This is a genomic window from Chryseobacterium sp. MHB01, assembly GCF_034651565.1.
GTDB classification, from domain to species: domain Bacteria; phylum Bacteroidota; class Bacteroidia; order Flavobacteriales; family Weeksellaceae; genus Chryseobacterium; species Chryseobacterium nepalense.
In genome coordinates this window covers 173,082-199,737 of sequence record NZ_JAYEDA010000008.1, presented here as the reverse complement: position 1 = coordinate 199,737, position 26,656 = coordinate 173,082, and the positions used below count along the sequence as shown (strand labels likewise).

The 26,656-nt window shown below is 38.3% G+C and carries 21 protein-coding genes; 17 read left to right on the top strand and 4 right to left on the bottom strand.

The genetic code is table 11. The annotated features are described in order from the left end of the window. Positions 1-20: 20 nt before the first annotated feature. The 3 genes from U9K52_RS14555 to U9K52_RS14545 all read right to left on the bottom strand — a co-directional run bounded on the left by U9K52_RS14555 (position 21) and on the right by U9K52_RS14545 (position 3,855). The gene (locus U9K52_RS14555; RefSeq protein WP_248389003.1) at positions 21-959 is read right to left on the bottom strand and encodes a ribose-phosphate pyrophosphokinase; all 939 of its coding nucleotides are present in this window, start codon (positions 957-959) and stop codon (positions 21-23) included. An 85-nt stretch (positions 960-1,044) separates the two neighbouring features. Further along, positions 1,045-2,610: a G-D-S-L family lipolytic protein gene (locus U9K52_RS14550; protein ID WP_263602031.1), complete on the bottom strand. Its 1,566-nt coding sequence runs from the start codon at positions 2,608-2,610 to the stop codon at positions 1,045-1,047. Between the two features lie 9 nt (positions 2,611-2,619). Then, a complete protein-coding gene (locus tag U9K52_RS14545) occupies positions 2,620-3,855 on the bottom strand; it encodes an OmpP1/FadL family transporter (protein ID WP_248389006.1) in 1,236 nt (411 codons plus the stop codon). A 274-nt stretch (positions 3,856-4,129) separates the two neighbouring features. Here U9K52_RS14545 and U9K52_RS14540 point away from each other — a divergent pair, with 274 nt between their 5' ends. From U9K52_RS14540 to U9K52_RS14515, 6 genes are all read left to right on the top strand, one after another. After that, positions 4,130-5,536 (top strand): regulatory iron-sulfur-containing complex subunit RicT, encoded by a 1,407-nt coding sequence (locus tag U9K52_RS14540; protein WP_322927149.1) that lies wholly within the window; start codon positions 4,130-4,132, stop codon positions 5,534-5,536. Continuing rightward, entirely contained in the window at positions 5,529-5,993 is a 465-nt protein-coding gene (locus tag U9K52_RS14535) for a gliding motility lipoprotein GldH (RefSeq protein ID WP_248389008.1), read from the top strand. Before U9K52_RS14540 ends, U9K52_RS14535 begins: the two co-directional genes overlap by 8 nt. 6 nt (positions 5,994-5,999) lie before the next feature. Further along, the gene (locus tag U9K52_RS14530) at positions 6,000-8,378 is read left to right on the top strand and encodes a penicillin-binding protein 1A (RefSeq protein WP_263602030.1); all 2,379 of its coding nucleotides are present in this window, start codon (positions 6,000-6,002) and stop codon (positions 8,376-8,378) included. Between the two features lie 75 nt (positions 8,379-8,453). Continuing rightward, positions 8,454-9,995: a protein adenylyltransferase SelO gene (locus tag U9K52_RS14525; protein WP_322927148.1), complete on the top strand. Its 1,542-nt coding sequence runs from the start codon at positions 8,454-8,456 to the stop codon at positions 9,993-9,995. 86 nt (positions 9,996-10,081) lie between these two features. Next, complete coding sequence (locus U9K52_RS14520) at positions 10,082-11,434, top strand: T9SS type A sorting domain-containing protein (RefSeq protein ID WP_322927147.1); 1,353 nt, start codon at positions 10,082-10,084, stop codon at positions 11,432-11,434. A gap of 75 nt (positions 11,435-11,509) precedes the next feature. Then, positions 11,510-12,784 (top strand): DUF6080 domain-containing protein, encoded by a 1,275-nt coding sequence (locus U9K52_RS14515; RefSeq protein WP_322927146.1) that lies wholly within the window; start codon positions 11,510-11,512, stop codon positions 12,782-12,784. 96 nt (positions 12,785-12,880) lie between these two features. On the opposite strand, the gene U9K52_RS14510 is transcribed toward U9K52_RS14515, so the two are convergent. Continuing rightward, entirely contained in the window at positions 12,881-13,420 is a 540-nt protein-coding gene (locus U9K52_RS14510; RefSeq protein ID WP_248389014.1) for an SPOR domain-containing protein, read from the bottom strand. A gap of 184 nt (positions 13,421-13,604) precedes the next feature. On the opposite strand from U9K52_RS14510, the gene U9K52_RS14505 reads away from it, so the two are divergent. The 11 genes from U9K52_RS14505 to ribH all read left to right on the top strand — a co-directional run bounded on the left by U9K52_RS14505 (position 13,605) and on the right by ribH (position 26,455). Continuing rightward, on the top strand, positions 13,605-14,972 hold the full coding sequence (locus U9K52_RS14505; protein ID WP_263602025.1) for a c-type cytochrome: 1,368 nt from the start codon (positions 13,605-13,607) through the stop codon (positions 14,970-14,972). 22 nt (positions 14,973-14,994) lie between these two features. Beyond that, positions 14,995-18,054 (top strand): TAT-variant-translocated molybdopterin oxidoreductase, encoded by a 3,060-nt coding sequence (locus tag U9K52_RS14500; protein ID WP_248389018.1) that lies wholly within the window; start codon positions 14,995-14,997, stop codon positions 18,052-18,054. 25 nt (positions 18,055-18,079) lie between these two features. Further along, the gene (gene nrfD, locus U9K52_RS14495; protein ID WP_090000552.1) at positions 18,080-19,477 is read left to right on the top strand and encodes an NrfD/PsrC family molybdoenzyme membrane anchor subunit; all 1,398 of its coding nucleotides are present in this window, start codon (positions 18,080-18,082) and stop codon (positions 19,475-19,477) included. Continuing rightward, positions 19,464-19,985: a DUF3341 domain-containing protein gene (locus tag U9K52_RS14490; RefSeq protein WP_066435200.1), complete on the top strand. Its 522-nt coding sequence runs from the start codon at positions 19,464-19,466 to the stop codon at positions 19,983-19,985. The genes nrfD and U9K52_RS14490 overlap by 14 nt, the downstream gene beginning before the upstream one ends. Beyond that, positions 19,978-20,715: a c-type cytochrome gene (locus U9K52_RS14485; RefSeq protein ID WP_248389020.1), complete on the top strand. Its 738-nt coding sequence runs from the start codon at positions 19,978-19,980 to the stop codon at positions 20,713-20,715. Before U9K52_RS14490 ends, U9K52_RS14485 begins: the two co-directional genes overlap by 8 nt. A gap of 8 nt (positions 20,716-20,723) precedes the next feature. Next, a complete protein-coding gene (locus U9K52_RS14480) occupies positions 20,724-22,055 on the top strand; it encodes a quinol:cytochrome C oxidoreductase (RefSeq protein ID WP_248389022.1) in 1,332 nt (443 codons plus the stop codon). Positions 22,056-22,201: 146 nt separating this feature from the next. After that, positions 22,202-23,215 carry a hypothetical protein gene (locus U9K52_RS14475; RefSeq protein WP_322927142.1) on the top strand — a complete coding sequence of 338 codons (1,014 nt, stop codon included), beginning with the start codon at positions 22,202-22,204 and terminating at the stop codon, positions 23,213-23,215. Between the two features lie 50 nt (positions 23,216-23,265). Next, complete coding sequence (locus tag U9K52_RS14470) at positions 23,266-24,459, top strand: hypothetical protein (RefSeq protein ID WP_322927141.1); 1,194 nt, start codon at positions 23,266-23,268, stop codon at positions 24,457-24,459. A 2-nt stretch (positions 24,460-24,461) separates the two neighbouring features. Then, the gene (locus tag U9K52_RS14465) at positions 24,462-24,998 is read left to right on the top strand and encodes an adenine phosphoribosyltransferase (RefSeq protein WP_322927140.1); all 537 of its coding nucleotides are present in this window, start codon (positions 24,462-24,464) and stop codon (positions 24,996-24,998) included. A 227-nt stretch (positions 24,999-25,225) separates the two neighbouring features. Next, positions 25,226-25,933, top strand: coding sequence for a tetratricopeptide repeat protein (locus U9K52_RS14460; protein ID WP_248389030.1), 708 nt, complete (start codon positions 25,226-25,228; stop codon positions 25,931-25,933). Positions 25,934-25,936: 3 nt separating this feature from the next. Further along, a complete protein-coding gene (gene ribH / locus U9K52_RS14455) occupies positions 25,937-26,455 on the top strand; it encodes a 6,7-dimethyl-8-ribityllumazine synthase (RefSeq protein ID WP_322927139.1) in 519 nt (172 codons plus the stop codon). Positions 26,456-26,656: the final 201 nt, after the last annotated feature.

Genomic DNA, 26,656 nt, shown 5'->3' with positions numbered 1-26,656 from the left:
CGCAAAACTCTAACTGTCAATTAAATAACAAACTTACTGCTAATTGATTGATGCTCATGAACCATCTTCATAACGTCTGCAAATAATGGGGCGCAAGATAGCACTTTTATTTTAGATGACAAATTATTTTTTACAGGAATCGAGTCAGTTACAATAACTTCCAATAGTTTAGAGTTCTCAATATTCTCATAAGCCTTTCCTGAAAGCACGCCGTGAGTTGCCATGGCTCTTACGGTTTTCGCTCCTTTTTCCATCAGGATATCTGCAGCTTTGCAAAGTGTCCCTGCCGTATCAATCATATCATCGATAAGAATCACATTTTTACCTACTACATCCCCGATAAGAAACATCTCTTCTACAACGTTTGCTTTTTTTCTTTCCTTATAAGCAATAACTACATCTGCACCAAGGTGCCCTGCATAATTTTTCGCTCTTTTAGCTCCACCCATATCCGGAGAAGCAATCGTAAGGTTTTCAAGATTAAGGTCTCTGATATAATCTACGAAAATTGTAGATGCATATAAATGATCCACCGGTATTTCAAAGAATCCCTGGATCTGATCTGCGTGAAGATCCATCGTCATTACTCTGGTTGCTCCTGCAGCCGTTAAAAGGTTGGCTACAAGCTTTGCACCGATTGGCGCTCTCGGCTTGTCTTTTCTGTCTTGTCTGGCAAGTCCGAAATAAGGAAGCACTACCGTAATGCTTTTTGCAGAGGCTCTTTTTGCTGCGTCAATCATTAGAAGAAGTTCTAAAAGATTATCCGCCGGAGGGAATGTGGATCCGATCAGGAAAACTCTTCCTCCTCTTACAGACTCGTCCAGAACCGGTTCAAATTCTCCGTCGCTGAACTCCTGAAAGTTTATTTTTCCTAATTCTTTCCCATAATACTGGGCAATTTTCTCTGCCAAGTCCTTGCTCGTCCTTGTACAAAATAGATAACTTAACTGATGGGCCATTTTTACTTTTTAAAAGATTTTGCAAATTTAAAAAAAAACCACAAGAATCTATCCTGTGGTTTCTAAGTTTTTATTTAATTGAGAATTACGGAAAGGTAACCCCCGAATATTTATTGGCATCAACCTGCGGCAGATTGGATTTGTATTTCGCGTTGATCGATTTGATAAATTCATTCGCTACGATAGCATATCCTCTTCCGGTAAGGTGTACCCCATCGAGAGAGAAGGTACCTCCGCTAACAAATGTTGCGGTGTATTTCACCCCATTATAAGTGATCCCTGATTTTGAATTCAGTTCTACCATTTTCTTATTCATATCAACAAAAGCTAAACCATAGGAATCTGCCATTGATCTGATGGATGTATTATAAGCAGTTACCGCTGTAGAAATATTGTTTACTTCATCAGCTGTTAACGAATATTGATCACCAATTGGGAAACTTGCCCCATAGATGAATAAAGAACTCGGAGTAGCTGGCTGATTGGTCGTTGCATCTAAACCTAATAAGCTGCTGGATGTAAGAAGCATTAATTCTCCTTGCTTTGCCTGACGTGCTCTTCCGAAAGCATTACCTATAAATGCCGCCTGAGTAGGAGTATAGCCATTTGCTGCTAAAGCAGCCGTAAGCTGAGCCGAAAGATCAGCTAATTTATTATCGATAATAAGCACAGGATTATTTCCCGCTACGACAGGGTTAATTCTGCTTCCTTGCCCATATGCAGTAAGAACAGCCTTTAAAGGCCCATAAAGCTGTGTGTTTAAAGCCTGGGCTTTTGCTGCATCTAAAGGAATTGCATTATAAGGAACTCTTGTAAAAAAAGGAATATTGGTAACGTCAGGAATATTGGCGATTACTCCTTTTGTAACACCTCCTCCTTTAAGACCGTCCAAAACCGCTTTGATAGAACCCGCAACAATATTAGGATTCGAAATATCATTCGATCTGTATGTTGCAGGGCTTGCAGTGTCAGGCTGAACCGTTGCAGCCGTGTATGTGGTAACCCCTCCCACTGTCTGAGAGTTTGTACCTCCGTTTGTTGCATATGAAAGGACATCATTGTTTCCTATCCACAGAGAGAAGAAAGTAGGAGCCTGGGATATTGCATCAACTAAAACTGAAGTTGTGGCGGATGAAGCAAATCTCACAAAATAAGGATTTGCCGTTCCGGTTGCAAGACCTGCAAGACTTCCGTATCCAGGCGCTACGAGATGGAAAGATTTTGCTCCCGGCACACCCATGTTCTGGTAAGGTCTTCCCGAAGCGACATTGTCCAACGCTCCTCCGGGAGTACCGGCAACGGGAGTTAATGATCCATTAACGACTTTAAGAGTAAGTTTTCCAGGGAAACCCGGCAGGTTGTTGAAGCCCCCTGTATTATTAGGCATCAGTGGCTGTTTAAAATCACCGCCTCCTGCAAGCTTCATTTGCTGTGCAATAATGGAAGGGTAAGACTCATTTTGTCCTTCCGAATAGAGTGCACCATCTCTGTATCCTGATGTTAATGAATTTCCCAATGCAACATATCTGGAAAAATTGGCTTCACCACTGGTTACTACAACATCATTTACATCTTGATCAAAATCATCCTCGCAGCTCGTTGTAAATAAAAGTGCGGAAATCGCTAATGTAGAAATTATAATTTTTTTCATAGTCTTCAATTAAAAAGGATTGTAAGATAAACCTAAACCGAAATAGTAAGCCGTCGCTTTAGCCTGTCCGTAGAAACCAAGGGTTTTATTATTTACATTTCGTGACTGAGGCATTGCATAACCTCCGGCAATATCAACCCCGAACTGCTTTAGTTTAAATCCTACACCACCGGTCACAACATACGTGTTGAAAGATGGGGTCTCCGGAATAAAGTGGTCATCAGAGTAAGGCGATTCATCATAATAAGCACCAAGACGCCCGTAAATCATATTGCTGAATGCGTACTGAGTTCCCAAACGGAATGTTTTTGCATTTCTGAAATTTTTAGGAGCAACCACAACTGTTGGATCTGCATTTCCTGTAGCCAGAGGAGCGCTTGCAAAATCGAGGGTAAGCTGAGTATATCTGGACCATCCGTGATAATTAAAATCTGCAGAGATCAACCATTTCGGAGTTACTTTATACGTTAAACCGATGGTGTATTCCTCAACCAAAGGTAATGTTGCGGTAAATCCGTCTGTTCCTGAAGAATTTAAGCCTAACAAAGGATAGATTGATGTAGATGGGAATTTAAATGTCGCCGTACCATCCTTAGCTTTCATATCAACAGGAGAACGGTAAGCAATACTTACATCCACTTTAGGATCCGGTCTGAAATAAAAGCCGAAACTATATCCGTGTCCGCTTGCTTTACTATCAAGATTAAGCTGCCCTCCAAATTGAGTAACCGCTCTATCCCAGTTTACAGTACCTCTAGCATAAATATAGCTTGCTCCGAAAGCCAGCCAGTCATTAAATTTATAAGAAACCATAGGTTGGAAATAGTAACTTTTCAGTTCAAGTTTCTGAACCATTTCTTTTCCTTCCCAATCATTCGGCCATTCTATAGTACTTCCAAAAGGAGTTGTAAAGCTGAAACCAACAGTTAGTTTCTCAAGAGGCCTGTATGTTACGGCAGCGTAAATAGGCGTTCCTAAAGGATTATCAGTCTCTGTAGTCTGTAACGTATTCAGGTTTTGAAAAGTAACTCTGTTGCTTGCGCCAAATCCACCGGCTACAATACTTAATTTCGAGGGAATGAATGACATACCTGCAGGATTGAAGAATGCCACACTCGCATCTTCAGCATGAGCACTGGTATGTGCCATTGCCAATTGTTTTACCCCTTGCAGAGAAACCCTGAAACCTCCTGCATAAGATAGAACACCTGCCAATAATGCAGTTGATACTAATATTTTTTTCATAGACTATTATTATATAACCCAAATATAAAATTATTTTACTTAGGTCTGTTAATAAATCATAAAATTTTAAACAATAAAATCAAATAAAACTATGTTTAAAATAATACTTTGCTGCGGTTTTATTCTAAATCTAAGATTATAAGAAACTTAAACTAAACTAAATCACTACTTTTAGAGCTTTGTTTAAAACTAAACAGGTAAGTTTCTGAATATTTGATTATTTTAGACCTCATAAAGATAAAAATCATAAATTTGCAAATTAAACATATTATATATGAGTTGTGGATGTAAAACATCCGGCGATTCTGCACATTCTTGCGGACCCAAGAAGACCGCGAATGGCTGTGAAAATGTAGATACCTGTGGTAATAGTTATAAATTAAGTGTTTTTGACTGGCTTTCCAACATCAACAATCCCGCACCGAACAGATGTGATTTTGTTGAAGTTAGATTTAAAAATGACAGAAAATCGTTTTATAAAAATGTAAATAATATTCCATTACACATAGGTAGTGTTGTAACAGTAGAATCAAGTCCCGGACATGATGTAGGTGTGATAAGTCTCACCGGCGAACTGGTAAAGATTCAGATGAAAAAGAAGAAATTTTCTGAAGAATCTGTACAGAAAATATACAGGCTGGCCAACCAGAAAGATCTGGAAGTATGGCAGGAAGCACGAAAAAAAGAAGAAACCGTAAAAATAGAAGCGCGAAAAATCGCCCACAGGCTTGGTCTTGAAATGAAGATCACCGATGTGGAATATCAGGGTGACGCTTCAAAGGTTACGTTCTATTATACTGCTGATAATCGTGTAGATTTCAGACAGTTAATTAAAGATTATGCAGGAGCGTTCCGTACAAAGATCGATATGAAGCAGATCGGCTTCAGACAGGAAGCTGCAAAAGTGGGAGGAATAGGATCCTGCGGAAGAGAACTTTGCTGCTCGACATGGCTTACGGATTTCAGATCTGTAAACACTAATGTTGCCCGATATCAGCAGCTGAGCATCAACCCTCAAAAGCTTGCAGGACAGTGTGGCAAACTTAAATGCTGTCTGAATTACGAGCTGGACAGCTATCTTGACGCATTGAGCAATTTCCCGTCTTCTTCAACAACACTTGATACAGAAAAAGGAAGAGCATTCTGCATAAAGATCGACGTTTTCAAAAAGAAAATGTGGTTTGCATACGTTGAGAATTCTATTGCCTGGTACGATTTTGATATTGATCTCGTTAAAAAACTGATTGCAAAAAATAAACGTGGCGAAAAAACACTTCCTCTGGAAGAACTGAAACAGCCTGAAACTTCGTTTGCAAGCATAGATCTGATTCAGGAAAATAATGTTGACCGTTTCGAGAAGAAAGGAAGAGGAAACAATAAAAACAGAAATCAGAACAGACCGAATAATAATCAGAACAACCAGAATCAGGGACAGAAAAAAAACAACAACAGACCTGAAAGACAGGAACGTCCTGAAAGATCCGACAGGCCTCAGAAGCAGGAAAGGCCACAAAATCAGAATCCGAACAATCAGCAGAAACAACAAAAAAACAACCCACAGCAAAAGCCCCAGTTGGAAAAAGTAGAAGCTGCAGCAGATTCTCAGGTTGACAAAAAACCAAACCCGAACAAGAAAAAATTTAAAAAGAAGTTTCCTCCAAAAAAAGACAATAATGCGTAAAATCTTAGGATTATTCTCGCTTATCCTTCTCTTCAGCTGTAATTCTTCTTCAAAAGAAGAAGTGATTATGAATTCTGTTGATAACAAGTGGAATAAGAAAAGCGAACAGAAATTTAATCTTGAAGTTTCGGATCCGCAAAATCCTAAAAATATTATATTTGTTGTAAGAAACAATAATGAATATCCTTACAGTAATATCAGGTTTATTGTAAACTTCACCGATATGCAGACCAAAAAAAAGCAGACTGATACGCTGAATTATGTTTTGGCAAAACCTAATGGAGAATGGTTGGGAACCGGCTTCGGTGATACAAAGGAAACTTTATTTCAGTATAAACTGAATTACAGATTTCCGACAAAAGGAAAATATCAGATTGGTCTCACTCAGGCTATGCGAAATGACATCCTTCCGGGAATCGAAGATATTGGAGTAAAAATAGAAACGGCTAAACCGTAATCATCAATGGAAGTAAACAAACAAATTACAGGAAATAAAGGGAAAACATTCCCTCTTCCTCCTAAGAAAAAAAATACCGGCTGGAAAAAGTGGGTGAAATTTATCTGGGTCGGACTTATTGCTGTAGTATTAGGAATATCAGGTATTTTTTTCGCCGTTTCCCAAGGTTTTCTCGGGGAAATGCCGGATGTAAAAGAACTTGAAAATCCGGATATTTATGTCGCCTCCGAGATCTATTCTTCGGATGGTGTTCTATTGGGAAAATTTGAAAAAGAAAAAACCCAGCCTATCATTTATAAAGATCTTCCTCCTTACCTGGTATATGCTCTTCAGGCCAAAGAGGATGAACGTTTTAAAGAACATTCGGGGATCGATTTACAATCTGTCGCCAGAGCTGTAGCTTATGGTGGAAAACGCGGAGGTGGTTCTACTATCACACAACAGCTTGCCAAACTGCTTTTTACCAATGGGGCTTCTCAGAATAAAATTGAAAGAGCGTTTCAGAAGCTTAAAGAATGGGTAGTTGCCGTAAGTCTTGAAAAGCGATATACAAAAGAAGAAATCGTTACTTTATATTTTAATAAGTTTGATTTCTTATATAATGCTAACGGTATTGAAATGGCATCCAAAATCTATTTCAATAAAAAAACATCAGAACTGACTTTACCGGAAGCCGCCATGTTTGTAGCAATGCTGGAAAATCCTGTAAAAAATAACCCGATGAGAAATCCTGAAAGAGCGAAAGCAAGAAGGGATGTCGTACTGGAACAGATGCTGAAGACGGGATATATAGATCAGGACACCTATAATAAAGCCATTGCAACTCCAATTGTTTTAGATTATCATCCAATCAAAAACATCAATGATGATTATTCCGCTTATTATAAGTTTTATTTAAAAAAGGAAATTGATGCTTATTTAAAGGATTACGAAAAAGAAAACGGCAAAAAGCTGAATCTTTATAAAGACGGATTAAAAATTTACGTCACCCTCGATTCCAAGATGCAGAAGTATGCCGAAGAGTCTATCAGAGAGCATTTAACAGATCTTCAGAAAAGATTTGATGCTGAACAGAGAGGCAGAAAAGACTGGCCGTTTTATTATCTTAACAGCAAGCAGATCAACGACCTGATGGTTCAGGCTATGAAAAGAACCGGACGTTACAAGCAGCTGAAAGCAGCCGGAGTTTCCGAAGATTCTATCATGATGGAATTCAAAAAGCCGATCAAAACATCACGTTTCACATGGGCCGGAGAAGAAGAGGTGGAAATGTCCCCTTGGGATTCTATCAGATGGCATAAGAAAGTAGCTCAGGCAGGATTAATGTCTATGGTTCCCGGAACCGGGGAAATAAAAGCCTGGGTAGGAGGAATCGACTGGCAGCACTTCCAGTACGACCACATCAAACAGGGGAAAAGACAGGTAGGATCTACTTTCAAACCTTTTGTTTATGCAACCGCCATTATGAAATTGGGAATGACTCCTTGTTCCGTGGTGTCTAATGCAAGTTTTAACAAAGGAACTTACCACGTACCGGGAAGAGGCGGAATGCTTACTTTGAAAGATGCTTTAGCACACTCTCAAAACCCTGTAGCACTGCGTCTGGCTGAAATGACAACGACACAAAGTGTAATTCAGACGGCGAGAGATCTTGGTGTAACAGAAGAGATTTCAACAAGTCTTCCGATGGCATTAGGTTCATCCGACATCACCATCTACGAAATGGTGGGAGCCTATAGTACTTTTGCTAACTATGGTAATTACAATAAACCGGAAATGATCTGGAGAATTGAAGATGCCAACGGAAGAGTAATTAAGGAAGTGAATGTTGAGCCAAAAGAAGTAATGAATCCGCTGTACGCTTATACTATGATCGAACTGATGAAAGGAGTAGCACAGTATGGTACAGCTTCAGGAGAATTGGGAAGAAAAGGAATTTCAAAAGATATAGAAATTGCAGGTAAAACCGGTACTACCCAGAATAATTCAGACGGTTGGTTTATGGGTATCGTTCCAAAGCTGGCAACAGGTGCGTGGGTTGGCTGGGAAGACAGAGCTACGCATTTCTATGGAACAGGTGAAGGCCAGGGAGCCAAAATGGCACTTCCGATCTGGGCCATTTTCATGAAGAAAGTATGGGCAGATAAAAGCCTTGGAGTTTCTCCGAGTGATAAGTTTGTAAAACCATCGGAATGGAAAGACGGCTGTTCAAATCTTAAAGGATTAAGCTCAGGTTATGGAGACGATGGCGGACTGCAGACGCTGGACGAAATCAAAAACCCGAAACCGGTAGAGCCATCCGGACCAAAAACACCGGGCAAAAAAGAAGAAAATGTTAATGACAATCTTAACAGCAGTGAAGATATAGACTTTAATAATAAATAAATTCTCTTTTAGAAATACACAAGACCTTTCAATATTTTGGAAGGTCTTTTCTTTTTTAATTAATACCTTTGAGATATGAAGATTGAAAACATACAACAACCCTTTATAAAAAAGTTTCCGGGAGATTTTTCCGGTAACACGATGCAGAGAAATACTCCGAAGGTTTTATTCTCAACCGTAAATCCGGCAGGTTTTGATCATCCTTCACTTATTGCTTTTAATGAAAACCTTTCCGAAGAAATCGGTTTGGGAAAATTCGAAGAAAAAGATTTGGATTTTTTAGTTGGGAATAGTCTTCCACAAGAAATGCAGACTTATTCTACTGCTTACGCCGGACATCAGTTTGGCAATTGGGCAGGACAGCTGGGAGATGGAAGAGCAATACTTGCCGGAGAGATTACCAACAATCTCGGGCAAAAACATGAGATCCAGTGGAAAGGCGCCGGAGCAACACCGTACTCCAGACATGCGGACGGAAGAGCGGTCCTGAGGTCTTCAGTGCGTGAATATCTGATGAGTGAAGCCATGCATCATCTCGGTGTTCCCACAACAAGAGCATTAAGTCTTGCTCTTACAGGGGAAGAAGTAGTAAGAGATATTATGTATAACGGAAATCCGCAAAACGAAAAAGGCGCTGTAATCATAAGAACAGCCGAAAGTTTCTTACGTTTCGGGCATTTCGAACTGATGTCTGCCCAGCAGGAATATACAATATTGAAGGAACTGGCTGATTTCACCATTGAAAATTATTTCACAGAAATACAATCGGAAGGCCAGCAGAAATACAAAGATTTTTTTGAAAACATCTGCAGAAGAACCGCTGATCTTATGGTTGAATGGTACCGTGTAGGATTTGTACATGGGGTAATGAATACAGATAACATGTCGGTTCTGGGACTTACCATAGATTATGGCCCTTATTCAATGATGGATGAATATAACTTGAATTTTACTCCGAATACAACCGACCTGCCCGGAAGAAGATATGCATTCGGAAAACAGGCACAGATCTCCCAATGGAATCTCTGGCAGCTGGCAAATGCACTTCATCCTTTAATTAAAGATGAAAAATTCCTTGAAGATATCCTGAATGATTACGGAAGCTATTTCTGGGAATCTCATGACCGGATGCTTTGCAGAAAATTCGGGTTTGATCAGCTGTTAACCAATGATGAAAAGTTTTTTAACAGTTGGCAGAGCCTTATGCAGGATCTTCAGTTAGATTATACGCTGTTTTTTAATGAACTTGAAAAATATGATGACCAAAAAGATTTAAGGCTTCAGTTTGAAAGTGTTTCCTATATATTTCTTAATGATGAAAAAATTTCAAGATTGGATGATTTTATGAAAGACTATAAGTCCAGATTAGAAAAAAATATTATTTCAAGAGAAAAATCTTTAGAAATTATGCACAAAACAAATCCTAAATTTATTTTAAGGAATTACCTTTTATATCAATGTATTGAAGAAATTAATGATGGAAAAGCGGAAATGCTCGGTAAATTGACCCACGCCCTGGAAAATCCTTATCATACCATCTACCCGGAATTTTCAGCGAAAAGGCCATCGGAATATGATGATGTTTCCGGATGTTCAACACTTTCCTGCAGTTCGTAAATTAAATAATATATAACAATAAAGGTTTTTAATAAATATTTTTGTAAAGATTATTTGTTTTTTTATTAGCTTTACAAAAAAATCTTATGAAAAGAATTTTACTATCTGCTTTTGCGCTTGTAATTAGCTCATCAGCTTTTTCACAGTATTGGTCGACACAAAACAGTGCTTTTGCAACCCCATCAAGGGGTATTGCCGGACTTGAAGTTTATAATGCGACAACTGTTTGGGCATTTGCTTATGACGGTGATCCTGTAGACCCGGCTAATCCTTCTAATGTTCAGGAATTTACCAAAACTTCTAATGGAGGTACCACTTGGACATCAGGGACAATCAATGTAGGAGATCCTACATTAACTATTACTAATATATCAGGAGTCAGTGGCACTACGGCTTGGGTTGGAGCTTTATTATCCACGTCAACAGATGGCTTAGGATCAGTTTACAAAACAGTGGATGGTGGTGTAACATGGACACCTCAAAAAGCTTTTTCAACCGCCGGAGAATCTTATTTAAATTTTGTTCATGCTTTTGATGCCAATAATGTTATTGCTGGTGGAGATCCGGAAGGCGGAGAATTCGAGCTTTACACCTCTTCAAACGGAGGTGGTACGTGGACTAGAGTTGCAGCTGCAAATCTTCCTAATCCTAGTAGTGGTGAGTATGGTTATAACGCAGGATATTATGCCGTTGGTAATAATATCTTCTTCTACACCAATAAAGGTCGTATTTTTAAATCTACAGACAAAGGTGTAACATGGAGTATTGCATTTAATGGCGCTACTTATAGTCTTTCAGACTTCGGGGGAGCTTCTATAAGCGGAGATATGGCATGGAGCGATGCCAGCAAGGGTCTGGTGATGAAAAAAACGTATCTGGGAACCACCCCTACAGCACTTGCCCTTTACAGAACAACTGATGGAGGAGCAACATGGTCAAGTGTAACATTTTCAGGTATTACTGCCGCTAATAAAATTAATGACATTACATATGTACCTGGTACAAATATATTAGTAGCAACAAGTTCTGCAGGTGGATCTTGGAAAAGTATAGATAATGGCTCAACATGGACTGTAATAGACTCTGCAGTACAACATTTAAGTGTGAGATGCTCTGATGCTAATACATGCTATTCCGGTGGATTTAATACTTCATCCTCGGTAGGAGGAATCTTTAAATCCTCTCAATCATTGGGAACCAAGGATTTAAATAATACAATCAGTAAAGTATCTGTTTACCCTAACCCAACAAAAGGAGAAATCAATATCAAATCTGATAAGAAAATAAAATCATCTGAAATTTTAGATTTCACTGGAAAATCAGTATTAAAATCTTCATCAGCTAAGGCAGACATTTCTTCATTGCCTAAAGGAAATTATATTATGCAGGTAGAATTCACAGACGGAACTTCTATTTCTGAAAAAATAATTAAAGAATAATCAAACTATTTCAATAGATTTAAACTCACCTTATGGGTGAGTTTTTTATTTATTTTTGTAGAAAAAAATAAACCGGTGGCTCAATTCAAAACAAAATTCATCCAATTTCTGAAATTATTATTTCCATCTTCAGGAACTGAACTCCTTGTTCTGTTGTTTTTCCTGGTTGTTTACGGATATTTAGGATCCTTCATCGCCATACATTACAAAATTATTTTTGACTCCAGAATTCCCTGGGATGCCTATTTCAGCTTCGATAATAAATCCATTGTAATGACCGGAGGAAGCTTCGAAAGACATCCTTTATCGTATTATTTCTTCAACTGGATCCGCGAGCTGGCGTTGCTTTTTTCTGATGGCAAAATGAATGGAGATTTTCGCTTTATCCTCGCGTGGTTCAGCAATATTGCAGTTAGTTTAAGTGTACTTCAGGTCTTCAAGTACCTGAAAAATATCATTAGGCTACCTCTAATCCTAAGTCTATTGCTCATTTTATTTTTCGGTGCGTTTTCAACGACAATCCTGCTGTCTTTCACCCCGGAAAATTTTACTTACACCCTATTTCTACTGACTTTATTTAATCACTATTCTGCAATAAAACTTAAAAAAGAGAAAAAAATACCCGCATTGGCGCTGGCATTTTCCGGAATTACAATCGGAGGATTAACCGTAACCAATATTGCCAAGGTATTCATTCCCGTTGCTTTTGAAAAAGGACTCTTTCACAGCTGGAGAAAGTTTGGAAATGCTATTTTAAGAGGAGCTTTTACTGTTATCTGCTTTATTTTATTGTACCTGAACCGGATTGATTTCAAATACCAGAACATATTCAGCAAGACCAATGAACAGTATGAAAAGTTCTCGAATGTAAATTCAACTCCGACCTGGGATATGATTCTTTCTTATTTTTTTGGCGGAAATATTTTATTTTCGGATTTTATTATCCGGGATAAACATAATATGATGGGATATCATTATAAAGGCCTGATAATGACCGTATACTCGTCATGGATCCCTTACATTTTCATTGCCGTTTTATTGACTCTTATCTCCTGGAGTTATTGTAAAAATTTTAAAAATAAGCTGGTTCAGGTACTCATGATTTCATTTTTGTTTGACATTGTGATTCATTGCGTTATGAGATTTGGACTTCATACCTCATACATTTACGGAGGACATTTTGTTTTTGTTTATCCGTTATTGCTGGGATGGCTCTTTTACTCCTACAAAGAATCACCAAAAATGCTGTCTTTCTTAACCGTTGTTGTTAGTATTTTATTTGTTTATGCCTTAACAAATAATTATCTGAGAATGACAGAATTCTTCTGGTTTTTAAATAAATATTACTAAAAATTCATTATTATATCCCATGATATTCTTGAAAACTGCATAAAAAAATAAAAGCTGAGAATAATCTCAGCTTTTTACGATATTTCAAAAATTAAATTATTTTGCTTCCGCACAGAAAATTCTATATTGTACGGCAATTGCCGATTTAAAATACTCTCTTACTTTAGACAGGTCAGAGGCAGCACTTTGTTTCGTAAAATAACTTCCCGCAAGAATTTTATAATTCGGTCTGAGTGATGCGTCGGTTTCAACTTTCAGATTGGGAAATCTTTTTCTGAAATACGCTTTCACTTCATTAGCTTCATCATTGCTTTTTACGGTGGTTATCTGGATCTTATACCCTAAAATCCTCGGATTTCTTCTGCATATTTCCGCATTGGTAAGTTCCCTATTCGGAACATAGATTTTTGTCGGTCTCGAAGATCCGGAATCATCATCAGCATCACTCGAAACAACCGTACTGGTAGTTCTTGAACACTTGTCTTCAATACTTTCCAGCGCGGCATTTACCTTAGAATCCATTGTCATCACCAATTCCGTCCCGGCTAAGGTATCTTTTTTTACAATTTGTTGTGCTTCAAGAGTATAAAATCCTCCAAACAATACTATCGAAAATATTTTAATAAAATTTTTCATTTAAACTTGTTTCCGCAAATTTAGGTAAATTAAAAAATTATACCAAATGGAGTTATTTAGAATCAATACAAATTAAACGTAAATGATATTTTCCCCTTTCTATATACCGTTAAATTCCTGTTAAATATATTATTTTTGCCGAATTGATTGAATGTTCAATATTTACTAACATAAGATAATTTAAATGATTAGTTGGAGAAAGCATTATAGACAAACGTTGATCGCAATAGGCTTATTGTTATCAACCAGTGCTTCAATTTACGGGCAAGACGGCGATCCTAAAAACGGAGAAAAACTTTTCAAAGCGAATTGTACTGCATGTCACGCGTTAGACAAACAGGTCGTAGGACCTGCATTGAAAGGTGTGGTTGCAAGACTTGATACCGAACAGGGGCTTGGAAAAGACTGGCTTCACAAATGGATCAAGAACAACAAAGAGCTAAGAGCCTCTGGTGACAAATACGCCAATGAAGTTTTCGAAAAATTCAATAAGACTGAGATGCAGGTCTTTCCAAATCTTACCGATAAGGATATTGACGACATCTTAGCATACACAACTAATCCTCCGGCTCCGGAACCTGCAAAAACTGATGATGCTAAGAATACAGCAAATGCAGGATCTGCCAATGCGGCACCACAGAGCTCTACCACTACCAACGTGGTGATCATTTCACTTTTAGCGATTGCAGGTTTATTGGTTTGGATCCTACTGAAACTAAGACAATTAGTGAAACTGGGACAATCTGAAGACTTAGCAGGACTTAACGAAACAAGAGTAAAATCTTTCCGTGAAATTTACGAGAAATACCACTATATCGGTAAAGGACTTATTGCTATTCTGGCTTTACTGGCAGCATACGGAGTATGGAACTGGATCATGTGGATCGGTGTTTACAAAGGGTATAAACCTGAACAGCCTATCTATTTCTCTCACAAAATCCACGCAGGAGAACAGAAGATTGACTGTCAGCTATGTCACTCCAGTGCCAAGTATGGTAAAGTATCTGAAATCCCTTCTATGAACGTTTGTATGAACTGTCACAGAACAATTTCCGAGTACAATGCAGAACACTACATGGAACCAGGAAAAGACAAGGCATTCTACGACGGAGAAATCCAGAAAATTTATGCTGCTACAGGTTGGGATTCTGAAAAACAACAGTATACAGGAAAAACGCAGCCAGTTGAATGGACAAGAATCCACAACATGCCGGACTTCGTTTACTTCAACCACGCTCAGCACGTTGTAGCAGGTGAACAGGCAATTATTAATTCTTTCAACAAAAAGAATCCAAACAACAAAATTGATGTTGTATGTAAAGCCTGCCACGGTAAAATTGATACAATGAATGTTGTTCAGATGGCCAATGACTTCACAATGGGATGGTGTATTGAGTGCCACAGAACTACTGAGGTTGATATGAACAACGGTTATAATAAAGAATACTTCAAGAATCTACATGACAAGTTGAAAAAACAATACCCTAAAGATGGTGGTAAGATTACTGTAGATGCAATTGGAGGTCTTGAGTGTGGTAAATGTCATTATTAATAACTAAAAATTAGAAGTATAAATGGCTTCAAACAAAATACAATTTAGAAGTATTCACGAACTTAAAGATCCGGCTCTAAACAACAAGCTGGCTCAAAAAGAGTTCCAGGAAGAAATTCCGGTAGAAGATTTCCTTGGAGATGCTGAAAAAAACGGATCCAGTACTTCAAGAAGAGATTTCTTAAAACTATTAGGATTCTCTACTGCAGCGGTTACACTGGCTGCATGTGAAGCTCCGGTTATCAAAACAATTCCTTATGTGGTAAAGCCACATGAAATCATCCCGGGAATTCCAAACTATTACGCTTCAACATATTTCGATGGTTTTGACTTTGCGAGTGTTTTAGTAAAAACAAGAGAAGGAAGACCTATTAAAATTGAACCGAATCCTGTTGCAGGAGATCTTGGAAAAACAAGCGCAAGAGCACAGGCAAGCGTACTTTCTCTTTATGACAATGATAAAGTAAAGCAACCTAAATTTGAAGGTAAAGATGAAACTTTCGATAAGGTAGACAGCTACATTATCAAAGGACTGGAAGAAGCTAACGCTGCAGGAAAAAGAATTGTTTTATTATCGCATTCTTTTGCTTCCCCTACTTTCAAAAAATTATTCTCTGAATTTAAGGCTAAATATCCTACAGCAGAGTTAGTAACATATGATGCTTATCCTTATGCTGGTGCATTAGACGCAGCCCAGGAAGTTTTCGGAACAAGAGCATTACCGGTTTACGACCTTCGAGGAACAGAATTGGTAGTTTCTTTCCAGGCAGATTTCTTAGGAGATTACAATGGCGGAGGATTAGAATCTTCTTACGCTGCTGCTAGAAAGCCGGGACCAAACATGTTGAGACACATTCAGGTGGAATCAAACATGTCACTGACTGGTGCTAACGCTGACGAAAGATTCAGATTAAAGCCTAGCCAGGTAAATAAAACTTTAGTTGAAGTTTACAATGCCATCGTTGGTGGAGGAACTTCAGATAAAACAGCTTCTGAAATTGCTAAAGAATTACAGACAAAAGGAAGCAAAGCAGTAGTTTTTGCCGACGGTTCCAAAGGTGCTCAGGTTTTAGCACACCTTATTAACCAGAAACTTGGTTCTACAGCTTTCACAGGTAAAGCAAACCTATTAAAAGAATTTGACAAAGCAAGATTCGAGGAATTCCTTGGATGGGTAAATGCAGGTCAGGTTGGTGTATTGATCGCCAATAATGTAGATCCTATTTACTCATACCACAAAGGAGAAGATTTCAAAAAATCTTTAACAAAGGTTCCTTACGTCATTGCTATTGCTGATAAGAAAAATGAAATGTACAAAGCAGCGAAAGCTGTAATTCCTGTAGCCAACTGGCTTGAGTCTTGGGGAGATATCGAACCGCAGACGGGAGTATATTCATTAATGCAGCCAACCATCCAGAAAATCTACAAATCAAGACAGATAGAAGAATCTTTATTGGTTTGGAAAAACGGAAAGAACAACGCGGCTAACAACTACTACGATTATTTAAAAGCAAATGCTTCTTCCGTACTAGGAGGAACTTCATTCAACAAAGCTTTATATAACGGATTTAATACTTCTGCAAATGCAACAACATTGTCGTATGCAGGAGGAAATGCTGCTCAGGCTGTAGCTGAATTAGGAGGCTTCAAAGCATCTGATTTGGAATTGGTATTATATACTAAAACAGCAATGGGAGACGGAACTCAGGCCAACAACCCTTGGCTTCAGGAATTACCGGACCCAATTACAAGAATGTCTTGGGATAACTACCTGACAATTTCTCCTAAAGATGCTGAAAGATTAGGTATAGAAAACGATCTTAATGCAAGAATGCAGCTGGACGGTTCTATTGTAAATCTTACGGTAAACGGAGTTACTATAAAAGATGTTCCTGTATTCATTCAGCCGGGACAGGCAGAAGGATCAGTAGGTCTTGCGCTTGGATATGGTAAGAAAAATTCAGGAGCAACAGCTGATACGGGAGTAAATGCATATCCTTTATTCGATGGATCTAACCTGGTGGTATCTAATGTTAAATTAGAAAAAACAGGTGAAGATCATGAATTCGCAGGGATCCAGCTTCAAAATACATTAATGGGACGTTACGAAATTGCTAAAGAAGTTCCTTTGGCAGATTTCTTAAACGTAGCATTTGATGATGAGCACAAAGGATGGAATAAGCCTTTGGAATATCACACCATCAGCGGAGCGCTTCCTGCAAGAAAGATTGACCTTTGGGATGCTTTCGATGATACGGACGGGCCTCACTTCAACATGTCGATCGACCTTAACTCCTGTACAGGTTGCGGATCTTGTATCATTGCCTGCCAGGCAGAGAACAACGTTCCTGTAGTAGGAAAAGAAGAGATCAGAATGTCCAGAGATATGTACTGGTTAAGAATTGACCGTTATTATTCTTCAAGACAGAAAGTAGAAGTATATGAGGGATTAAAAGAAGGAATGGCAGTTCCTGAATTATATGGTACTGCATTCGGCGACGGAGGGGCATTGAACCACCCTGCTGATAATCCTGATGTGATCTTCCAACCGGTAATGTGTCAGCATTGTAACCACGCACCTTGTGAAACGGTTTGTCCGGTAGCGGCTACATCTCACGGTTCTCAGGGACAAAACCACATGGCTTACAACAGATGTATTGGTACAAGATATTGTGCAAATAACTGTCCGTACAAAGTAAGACGTTTCAACTGGTTTACCTACAACCTGAATGACAAGTTCGATTTCAACATGAACAACGATCTTGGAAGAATGGTACTGAACCCTGATGTTGTTGTAAGAACAAGAGGGGTTATGGAGAAATGTTCAATGTGTATCCAAATGACTCAAACGACTATTCTTGAAGCTAAAAAAGAGAACAGAATCGTGAAAGACGGAGAATTCCAGACAGCTTGTTCAAAAGCATGTACAACAGGATCTATCCAGTTCGGAGACATGAATGACAAAGGATCTGAAGTCAGAAAATTATATGCTGACAACAGAAGATATTATTTACTTGAAGAGATCGGAACCAAGCCAAACGTGTTCTATCATACTAAAGTAAGAAACAGAGTAGAAAAATAAAGTTTAAATAATAAATAGGTAAAAAATGTCAGGACATTACGAAGCTCCGATAAGGGAACCTCTGATTATTGGTCACAAAACTTATCACGATATCACGGAAGATATTGCACGACCTATCGAAGAAAGAGCAGGTAAATTATGGTGGATCTCATTATATGCAGCCTTAGTTCTATTCATCTATGGATTTGGGTGTATCGCCTATACTATCGGAACAGGTATTGGAGCATGGGGACTTAACAGAACTATTAACTGGGGTTGGGATATTACTAACTTCGTATGGTGGGTTGGTATCGGTCACGCCGGAACCCTAATCTCAGCGGTATTATTATTATTTAGACAGCGTTGGAGAATGTCTGTAAACAGATCTGCGGAAGCGATGACGATCTTCGCAGTAGTACAGGCAGCAATCTTCCCGGTAATTCACATGGGTAGAGTTTGGGTAGGATATTGGGTATTCCCATTACCAAACCAGTTCGGTTCTCTTTGGGGGAACTTCAACTCTCCTCTACTTTGGGACGTATTTGCAATCTCTACCTATTTCTCAGTATCAACAGTATTCTGGTTTATGGGATTGATTCCTGACTTTGCAATGATCAGAGACAGAGCAAAAACACCTTGGACTAAAAAGATTTATACATTCCTTGCATTCGGATGGGGAGGTAAAGCAAAACACTGGCAAAGATTCGAAGAACTTTCTTTGGTTCTAGCAGGTTTGGCAACACCGCTTGTATTCTCAGTACACACTACCGTATCTTTTGACTTCGCCACGTCAGTAATTAAAGGATGGCACTCTACGATCTATCCTCCTTACTTCGTTGCAGGTGCGATCTTCTCAGGATTCGCGATGGTACAGACGTTATTATTGGTTGCAAGAAAAGTTTGTCACCTTGAAGATTATATCACTATGTATCATATCGAAATTATGAACATCGTAATTATTTTAACAGGTGGTATGGTAACCGTGGCCTATGCTACAGAATATTTCATCGGATGGTATTCAGGATCAAGATTTGAAGATTTCACTTATCTTTCTCCGGGTGCTGCTGTTGGACCTTACTGGTGGGCATTCTGGTCATTGATTATCTGTAACCTTGTTGTTCCTGCTTCATTCTGGTTCAAGAAATTGAGAACGAATATTATCTGGACATTCATTGTTGCATTAATCATCAACATCGGGATGTGGTTTGAGCGTTTTGACATCATCGTAATCAACCTTTCAAGAGACTACTTACCAGGATCTTGGACCATGTTTAAGCCAACGATCATTGATGTGGGTGTATATTTAGGAACAATCGGATTCTTCTCTGTATTATTCTTATTATATGCAAGAACATTCCCTGTAATTGCACAGGCCGAATTAAAATCGATTTTGAAAATCTCAGGTGAAACTTATAAAGCAAAAGAAGGAGATGAGCACCACTAAAATTGTATACGGACTTTATGCTGACGACGACGATTTAATGAACGGCGTTAAGGCATTCAACGATAAAGGAATCGCAATCAACGAAGTTTATACTCCGTTCCCGGTTCACGGGCTTGACAAAGCTTTAGGGTTAAAGAAAACAAGAATTTCTGATGCCGCTTTTCTTTACGCTCTTTATGGAGTAACGATTGGAGCTACTTTAACCTGGTATGTGATGAACCACGACTGGCCTCAGAATATCGGTGGTAAACCAGCTTTTGACTGGGGACACAATATGCCGGCATTCGTTGTACCAATGTTTGAGCTTATGGTATTTTGTGCCGCTCACATGATGTCATTAACTTTCCTGGTAAGAAACAAAATGTATCCCGGAGCGCCTGCACAAAACCCGGACCCGAGAACAACGGATGATAAATTTATGATGGAATTTGTAACTGATGATGTAGAATCTGTAAAACAGTTGCTTATTGAAACCGGAGTTGAAGAAATAACTGTTAAAGATGCTTAAAATGAAAAAGAATGTATTAAAAATTACAGCAGTTTTAGGTTTAACAACAGTTTTACTTAACTCTTGCGGGCCAAAAGAAAATACACCGTTAGTATATTTCCCGGACATGTATTTCCCGGTAGCTTATGATCCATTGATGAAAGCCCAGGATGCTTATTCAGATCATGAAAATGAAATTCCTGCTTTCGTAAAAAATAACGGGGCAACAGGCCTTTCTCCTGTAGAAGGATCTGTTCCTCAAAATAAAGATGGTGTTTTTGAAGAAGGATTGCTTCCGAAAACCGTTGATGAATACAATGCCGGTTATGATGCTTCAAAAACAATGACCAATTCTCCTTTAAATCCTGCAAACTCTGCAAAGGATCTGGAGAGAGGGAAAATATTATTTGAACATACCTGTGCAGCTTGTCATGGTGTAGGTGGAGACGGACAGGGACCTATCGTACAGTCCGGAGCTTTCTCCGGTGTACCAAACTACGCCGACAGGGAAATTACTGTAGGATCTGTTCATTATGTGATCACAAACGGTAGAAACGCAATGGGATCTTATGCAGGGCAATTAAACGCTGGAGACAGATGGAGAGTGGCCATGTATGTAATGAATGCCTTTAAAAAAGGAGCTGCAGCACCTGCCACTGCAACACCTGCAGCGGGAACGGCTACACCGGCGTCGACTACAGCAGCAGCACCGGCAACTACTGAAACAAAGACTACCGAAACTAAAAAATAAGAAAAGAAATGTATAGTTTTTCACCAAAATTAAAATCAACTTCTATAATCCTTCTTGTTGTAGGTTTAGTTCTTTTTGGTATTGGTTTCTTTTTAAACAAAGGAATCTCTGCCGAGAAAATAGAACACATGATGGAAGCTGTTAACGCTTCTGGTCATACTGCTCCTACACATTCTAGTGAAATGGTTGGTCCTCAGGATCACGCTGCTCATTTGGAGCATGCTACTCTTCAGGTACATAACCAGCCTTTAGCGGCAATACATTTTGTAGCTGTATTTTTCTTCGGAGTGAGCTGCTGCGTATTATTCTTTTATTCTATCCAGCATGCTGCACACGCAGGATGGCCAATTATCATTACAAGAGTAATGGAAGCTATTGCTTCTTATATTCCTTACGGTGGTGCTATTCTGATCATTTTAATGCTTTTAAACATTACACACCAAGGACACCTTTTTCATTGGATGGATCCTGAATTGACAGACCCGAACTCTGCTCATTTTGATGTGATCTTATTTGAAAAAAGAATCTTCCTAAATATTCCTTTCTATGCCGTAAGAACATTTATCTATGTTTTAGGTGCTTCGTTCTTCGCTTGGAAACTGAAAGCTCAGTCTAAAAAAGTAGACGAAACCAAATCAAAAGTAGATTACCAGATGTTGTACAGATGGGCGGTAGGATATATTGCATTCTTCGGATTTGCTTCTGCTGCTTGGGCTTGGGATTGGTTGATGTCTATTGACCCTCACTGGTACTCTACGATGTATATCTGGTATTCAATGGTGAGCTGCCTTTCAAGTGGTATTGCGGTAATCATTCTTTTAAGTGTTTATTTAAAGAAAAACGGGTTCCTGCCACAATTCAATGACAATCACTTACACGATTTAGGAGTATTCCTTTTCGCAACAAGTATGCTTTGGACGTATACCTGGTTTGCACAGTTTATGTTATATTGGTATGCGAACATTCCGGAAGAGGTTAATTATTTCTTCGGAAGATTCCAGCACTACTCTCCTACTTTCTTACCAATGCTGATCGTAAACTTCTTATTACCGCTATTGGTATTAGTAAGCAGCAGCATCAAAAGAAACTATAAAGTAGTTACAATAATGGCAATAGTGGTTATCTGCGGACACATTTTAGATTACTTCAACATGGTAATGCCAGGAACAGTAGGACCATACTGGAAAACTCCTGAAGTATTCATCCTGATCTTAGGAGCAATCCTGTTCGTAGTTGGATTATTTATGTTTACTGTGCTTTCTGCATTATCTAAACTTAAATTAATCCCTACAGGAAACCCTTATTTACATGAATCTGAAATTTATGAATATCCTTTCTAAGGAATTTATTACAAGATAAAATTGAAAGACTGATCGTAATGATCAGTCTTTTTTTTATTTTTAAAAAAATTACATTTCCATGCAACCTTTTTTAATTTTTTATTGTCTTTTAAATATAAACAGTATTCAAATTAAATTTTAAAACCATGAAGAAAAGCTTTCTATTATTATTTTTAACATTAGCATTCAATTTTTTCAGTTCACAAACCATTACTTTTATTTCTGAAAAAACCAATAAGCCACTGCCTAAAGTTTCGGTATTCGGAAAAGACGGAAGTATTGTTGCTTATTCTGATATTGATGGAAAGATCGACAAAAATCTGATAAAGCTGGACCAGGAAAAATTTCAGCTGGTCTATGACAATTTCTCCATAGCCACATTATCATATGCTGATTTTGAAAAAGAAGTGATTAAGGTTGATGACAAAATCCGAAATATTGAACCGGTTGTCATAAAAAATAACAAACCTGCAAAATATATTTTTGTAAAAGGTAATTTTAATGCCTATGTCACCGTAAATAACAAACTCAATTGTTACGCAGACGGAATTGTTACCTATATTTTCGACAACAAAACAAAAAAAATGAAAGGCGCCACCGTGGAGCAATACCGAATCTACAGACTGGAAGATGCGGTCTTTGAGAAAAAGCAAACCGGCATGTGGGATTATCAGGCTTTGCTAAGACTTCCCGAAATGAAAGAAGTAGGAAATATACTGGAGTACAAAAAGAGAAATTCCGTGATTAAAGAACTTAAAGGCCAGCAGAAGGACGAGATTGAAATCACAGGCGAAGCATTACAGGAAAAAGAATTTGCATTTTTTGGATACCGCTTCTATGATGTTAAAAATATCATCAATGCTGCATATGAAAAAGACACTCAGAAAACGCTTAGGGATTTGTTGGAATTCAATGAAATTGGTTTCCTTAAACTTAAACACAAAAGTGAACCAGACTATAATCAACTTATTGTTTACAAAAATTTCTATCCAACGGAATTAGACTTCAGAGATGAAAATGTATCCGAAAAAAATAAGTTTGATTTAAAAAACAGCAGCTATACCACAACTTATTGGGAAAGCCCGGATTTCCCGAATATGCAGTCCGTTTTTAGTTCATATTTCGGAGATAAATTAAAGGAAAAACAAAATATAAAATAAAAATCCTCTATTAATAAACGTTTTAGTAAATTTGTGACAAACGGAAAAAAATGAAAAAGTTGTCTTTTCTGCTAATTTTCAGTTTGTTGCTTTTTACAGCATGCAAAAAAGATTCAGTAGATGCCACCAACACGAAAACTTTACAGTCGAGTATCAATGATATGACGGCAAGTCTTCCAACCATTAAACAGATTAAGTTTAATGAAGCACTTTATATTTTAAAGACCTTCGGAGTGGAAGCCGATGGCGATGTTGCAGAACTAAAAGCATTAGGCCAGCTGATTAACGGCAAAAAAGTTCCGGAAATCATGGCAATGGCTGATCAGGTAGCACAGAAAAACGGCATCGAATGGGCCAGCAATGCCCCTCCTTCTTTAGGAGAAATGAATATTTTCGGTGACGATAAAGCAAAAGAAAGTGATCCTAATGATGTAAAAGCAAATGCTTTGAGCATCATCACAAGACCTACAGGCGACGACGGAACTGGGGCATCAACTGCCATCCAGATCGTTCCCAGACTTGTGGACAATGCCGGAAATCCGGTTTCCTTCACAGGTGCAGGATTGGAAGTAACTCTTGAAGTTTTCAGTAATGGGGTGAAACTTTCAACGGCAAAAAACCTAATGCAGGATAATAATTTTAAAGGATTTAATTTAAAATTTTCTTCCATTCCGGCAGCGAAAGTCGTTGATAATAAAATTGATATTACCGTATCGGTTAAGACGACGGCCAAAACATTCAAAATGACAAAAATAGGATTAGATGTAAATCCTTTATTACTGAAAGTTCCTGCTCCGGTGGTTGTAGATTCGATGGCTGTAAACCAGGATCCTGCAGTAATTGATCCGAACAATCCGGGCTCAACAGTTCCGTCAACGGATCCGAATGCAACGGCAACAACGCCGGCTACTCCAAAACAGCCCGCTGCAGATCCTAAAAACGTAGTATCCGGTTTCCTGAATAATGTAAGTTCGCAAAACTTAAAGGCGGCATACGGCGCTTCAAGCAATCCAAGCTGGGGAAGCTATGAATCGTTTTCCAACCCTACTTCAGGTTTCGGATCAGTGAAAACCGTGAGTGTGAAAAATATCACCACGAATCTTTCTAATACCAATGTGGCAAGTGTAAATGCAACCTACGACGTTACAGATAAAAACGGAAGAACAACTTCGTTGAAAGCAACTTTCGGATTAAAAAATGTAAATGGTGAATGGAAAATTTCCAGTTATAAAATCAATCCTTAAAAATGGCATCACAAGAACTCATCAGGAAACTGGAAGAAACGATAGAAAATGTACCAGATTTTCCGATTCCGGGAATTCAGTTTAAAGACATTTCACCAATTTTTTTAGATCCTAAATTGTATGAAGATGTCATTGCAGATCTCGTAGCGTTCAGCAAAGGGAAAGTGGATGCTGTTTGCGGAATCGAAAGCCGCGGTTATCTTTTCGGGATTGCCATTGCTGTTGCCCTGGAAGTTCCTTTTATTTTGATAAGAAAATCCGGAAAGCTTCCTCCGCCGGTTATTTCGGAAAAATACGACCTTGAATACGGAAGCGCTGTCATCGAAACACGTGAAGGACAAATAAAGCCGGGACAAAAAGTTCTTATTCATGATGATCTTCTTGCAACAGGAGGAACTACGGAAGCGGCAGCAAAGCTGGTAGAAAAGCAAGGAGCAACCGTATCACAATTCAGCTTTCTGATTGGACTGAAAGACCTTAAGGGAGAAGAAAAATTAGAGAAATTTAATGCAGAAGTTTATCATATTTTAAAATATTAGACTTAAAAAATCGTTGCTTCGGCAGGCTCAGTATGAATACTATGTATATTCACTTAACGTTAAATTATGCGTTGTCACACTGAGCTTTCCGAAGCATTTTTTATTAAATTCATGCTCAACAATTCATCATTCAGCTTATTTGTTTAAATAAAAATCAACAATACACACAAAGTATTTTGTAAATCATTCAGAAACAATTAAATTTGCATTTCAATTTTTAACAATTTATGGCAAAAATTACAAAGAATGCTCAAAACGAGCAAGAAGGTAAAGAAACAGTGGAGTTTTTTAAAGATCTTGACAGAGAAGCTTTAAACACCGAAAGATTTATTGAGAGATATTCAAAACCATTGGGTATTGCTTTCGGGGTGCTTGTTTTAGGCGTTCTGGGATTCTTCGCTTACAAACAATTTGTGGTGACTCCTAAAAACGCTGAAGCTGTAAAAAGTTTCCTTGCCGCTCAGAAAAATCTTACTGAAGGAAAAGATAAGGAGGCACTAGGTGGTAAATCTGCTGCAAACCCTGGTTTCCTGGGAACCTATAATGAATATTCCGCAACTGATATTGGTAAGCTTTCTGCGTATAACGCGGGACTTTTGAAATTCAAAGAAGGGAAATTCCAGGAAGCATATGATCTTCTGGACAAGTTTTCATCAGACAACAAAACTTTGATGGCGATGAAATACGGAGCAATGGCTGATGCACAGTCTGGCCTCAACAAAAATGACGATGCTTTGCAATTGCTGGATAAAGCAGCTTCTGCTTCAGACGATCCGTACACAATGTATTACTTCACAAGAAAGGCAGGTATTCTGGCTTTAGGTCTTAATAAAAAAGCTGAAGCTAAAAAATATTTTGCTACAATTGATGAAAAATATCAGGACTACGACAACGGAATGTCTGACTCTTATATTGAAATGACTAAATATTACTAAATAATGGCAACAGTTAATCTTTCTGATTATAAGCCACTTCATATAACCAATGCCGATGAATTTTCAATCGGCATTGTTTTTTCTGAGTGGAATGATTTTGTAACTTACAATCTTCGCGATGCGGCATTGGAAATCCTTCAGAAAGAAGGAGTACGGCCTGAAAATATTAAGCTTTTTCCCGTTCCCGGTGCTTTCGAACTGAATTACGCAAGCATGCAGCTTTGTAAAGAACGTAAATATGATGCAGTGATTGCCATTGGCTGTGTAATCCGCGGGGAAACTCCTCACTTTGAGTATGTCTGTTCAGCAGTTGCCCAGGGAATCAAAGACTGTAATATACTTACCGATACCCCTACCATTTTCTGCGTTCTTACTGATGATACGAACGAGCAATCTATCGCGAGAAGTGGCGGAGATCTTGGAAATAAAGGGGTTGAAGCAGCAGTTACTGCATTAAGGATGATTGATTTTAAAAAGAACTTATCCGGTAAAAAAGGAAATATCGGTTTCGGCCATTCATAATTAATTTAACTTCTTTTAATATGTAAGGATCGTGACAGCGGTCCTTTTCTTTTATGTAAAATATCAAAAAGCTCATTTATATTATGATTTTGGCAGATATTACATTTTTAATTTTATTTTAAATAATTATAAATTTCACAATTATTTTTAAATTTTAAGATTTCATAATAAAGAATTACTCCCAATTGCTAAATTTGCAGG

Excerpts from the sequence above, each read along its gene's own strand:
- U9K52_RS14555 (WP_248389003.1), bottom strand. The coding sequence starts at position 959 with ATGGCCCATCAGTTAAGTTATCTATTTTGTACAAGGACGAGCAAGGAC.
- U9K52_RS14550 (WP_263602031.1), bottom strand. The coding sequence starts at position 2,610 with ATGAAAAAAATTATAATTTCTACATTAGCGATTTCCGCACTTTTATTT.
- U9K52_RS14545 (WP_248389006.1), bottom strand. The coding sequence starts at position 3,855 with ATGAAAAAAATATTAGTATCAACTGCATTATTGGCAGGTGTTCTATCT.
- U9K52_RS14540 (WP_322927149.1), top strand. The coding sequence starts at position 4,130 with ATGAGTTGTGGATGTAAAACATCCGGCGATTCTGCACATTCTTGCGGA.
- U9K52_RS14535 (WP_248389008.1), top strand. The coding sequence starts at position 5,529 with ATGCGTAAAATCTTAGGATTATTCTCGCTTATCCTTCTCTTCAGCTGT.
- U9K52_RS14530 (WP_263602030.1), top strand. The coding sequence starts at position 6,000 with ATGGAAGTAAACAAACAAATTACAGGAAATAAAGGGAAAACATTCCCT.
- U9K52_RS14525 (WP_322927148.1), top strand. The coding sequence starts at position 8,454 with ATGAAGATTGAAAACATACAACAACCCTTTATAAAAAAGTTTCCGGGA.
- U9K52_RS14520 (WP_322927147.1), top strand. The coding sequence starts at position 10,082 with ATGAAAAGAATTTTACTATCTGCTTTTGCGCTTGTAATTAGCTCATCA.
- U9K52_RS14510 (WP_248389014.1), bottom strand. The coding sequence starts at position 13,420 with ATGAAAAATTTTATTAAAATATTTTCGATAGTATTGTTTGGAGGATTT.
- U9K52_RS14505 (WP_263602025.1), top strand. The coding sequence starts at position 13,605 with ATGATTAGTTGGAGAAAGCATTATAGACAAACGTTGATCGCAATAGGC.
- U9K52_RS14500 (WP_248389018.1), top strand. The coding sequence starts at position 14,995 with ATGGCTTCAAACAAAATACAATTTAGAAGTATTCACGAACTTAAAGAT.
- nrfD (WP_090000552.1), top strand. The coding sequence starts at position 18,080 with ATGTCAGGACATTACGAAGCTCCGATAAGGGAACCTCTGATTATTGGT.
- U9K52_RS14490 (WP_066435200.1), top strand. The coding sequence starts at position 19,464 with ATGAGCACCACTAAAATTGTATACGGACTTTATGCTGACGACGACGAT.
- U9K52_RS14485 (WP_248389020.1), top strand. The coding sequence starts at position 19,978 with ATGCTTAAAATGAAAAAGAATGTATTAAAAATTACAGCAGTTTTAGGT.
- U9K52_RS14480 (WP_248389022.1), top strand. The coding sequence starts at position 20,724 with ATGTATAGTTTTTCACCAAAATTAAAATCAACTTCTATAATCCTTCTT.
- U9K52_RS14475 (WP_322927142.1), top strand. The coding sequence starts at position 22,202 with ATGAAGAAAAGCTTTCTATTATTATTTTTAACATTAGCATTCAATTTT.
- U9K52_RS14470 (WP_322927141.1), top strand. The coding sequence starts at position 23,266 with ATGAAAAAGTTGTCTTTTCTGCTAATTTTCAGTTTGTTGCTTTTTACA.
- U9K52_RS14465 (WP_322927140.1), top strand. The coding sequence starts at position 24,462 with ATGGCATCACAAGAACTCATCAGGAAACTGGAAGAAACGATAGAAAAT.
- U9K52_RS14460 (WP_248389030.1), top strand. The coding sequence starts at position 25,226 with ATGGCAAAAATTACAAAGAATGCTCAAAACGAGCAAGAAGGTAAAGAA.
- ribH (WP_322927139.1), top strand. The coding sequence starts at position 25,937 with ATGGCAACAGTTAATCTTTCTGATTATAAGCCACTTCATATAACCAAT.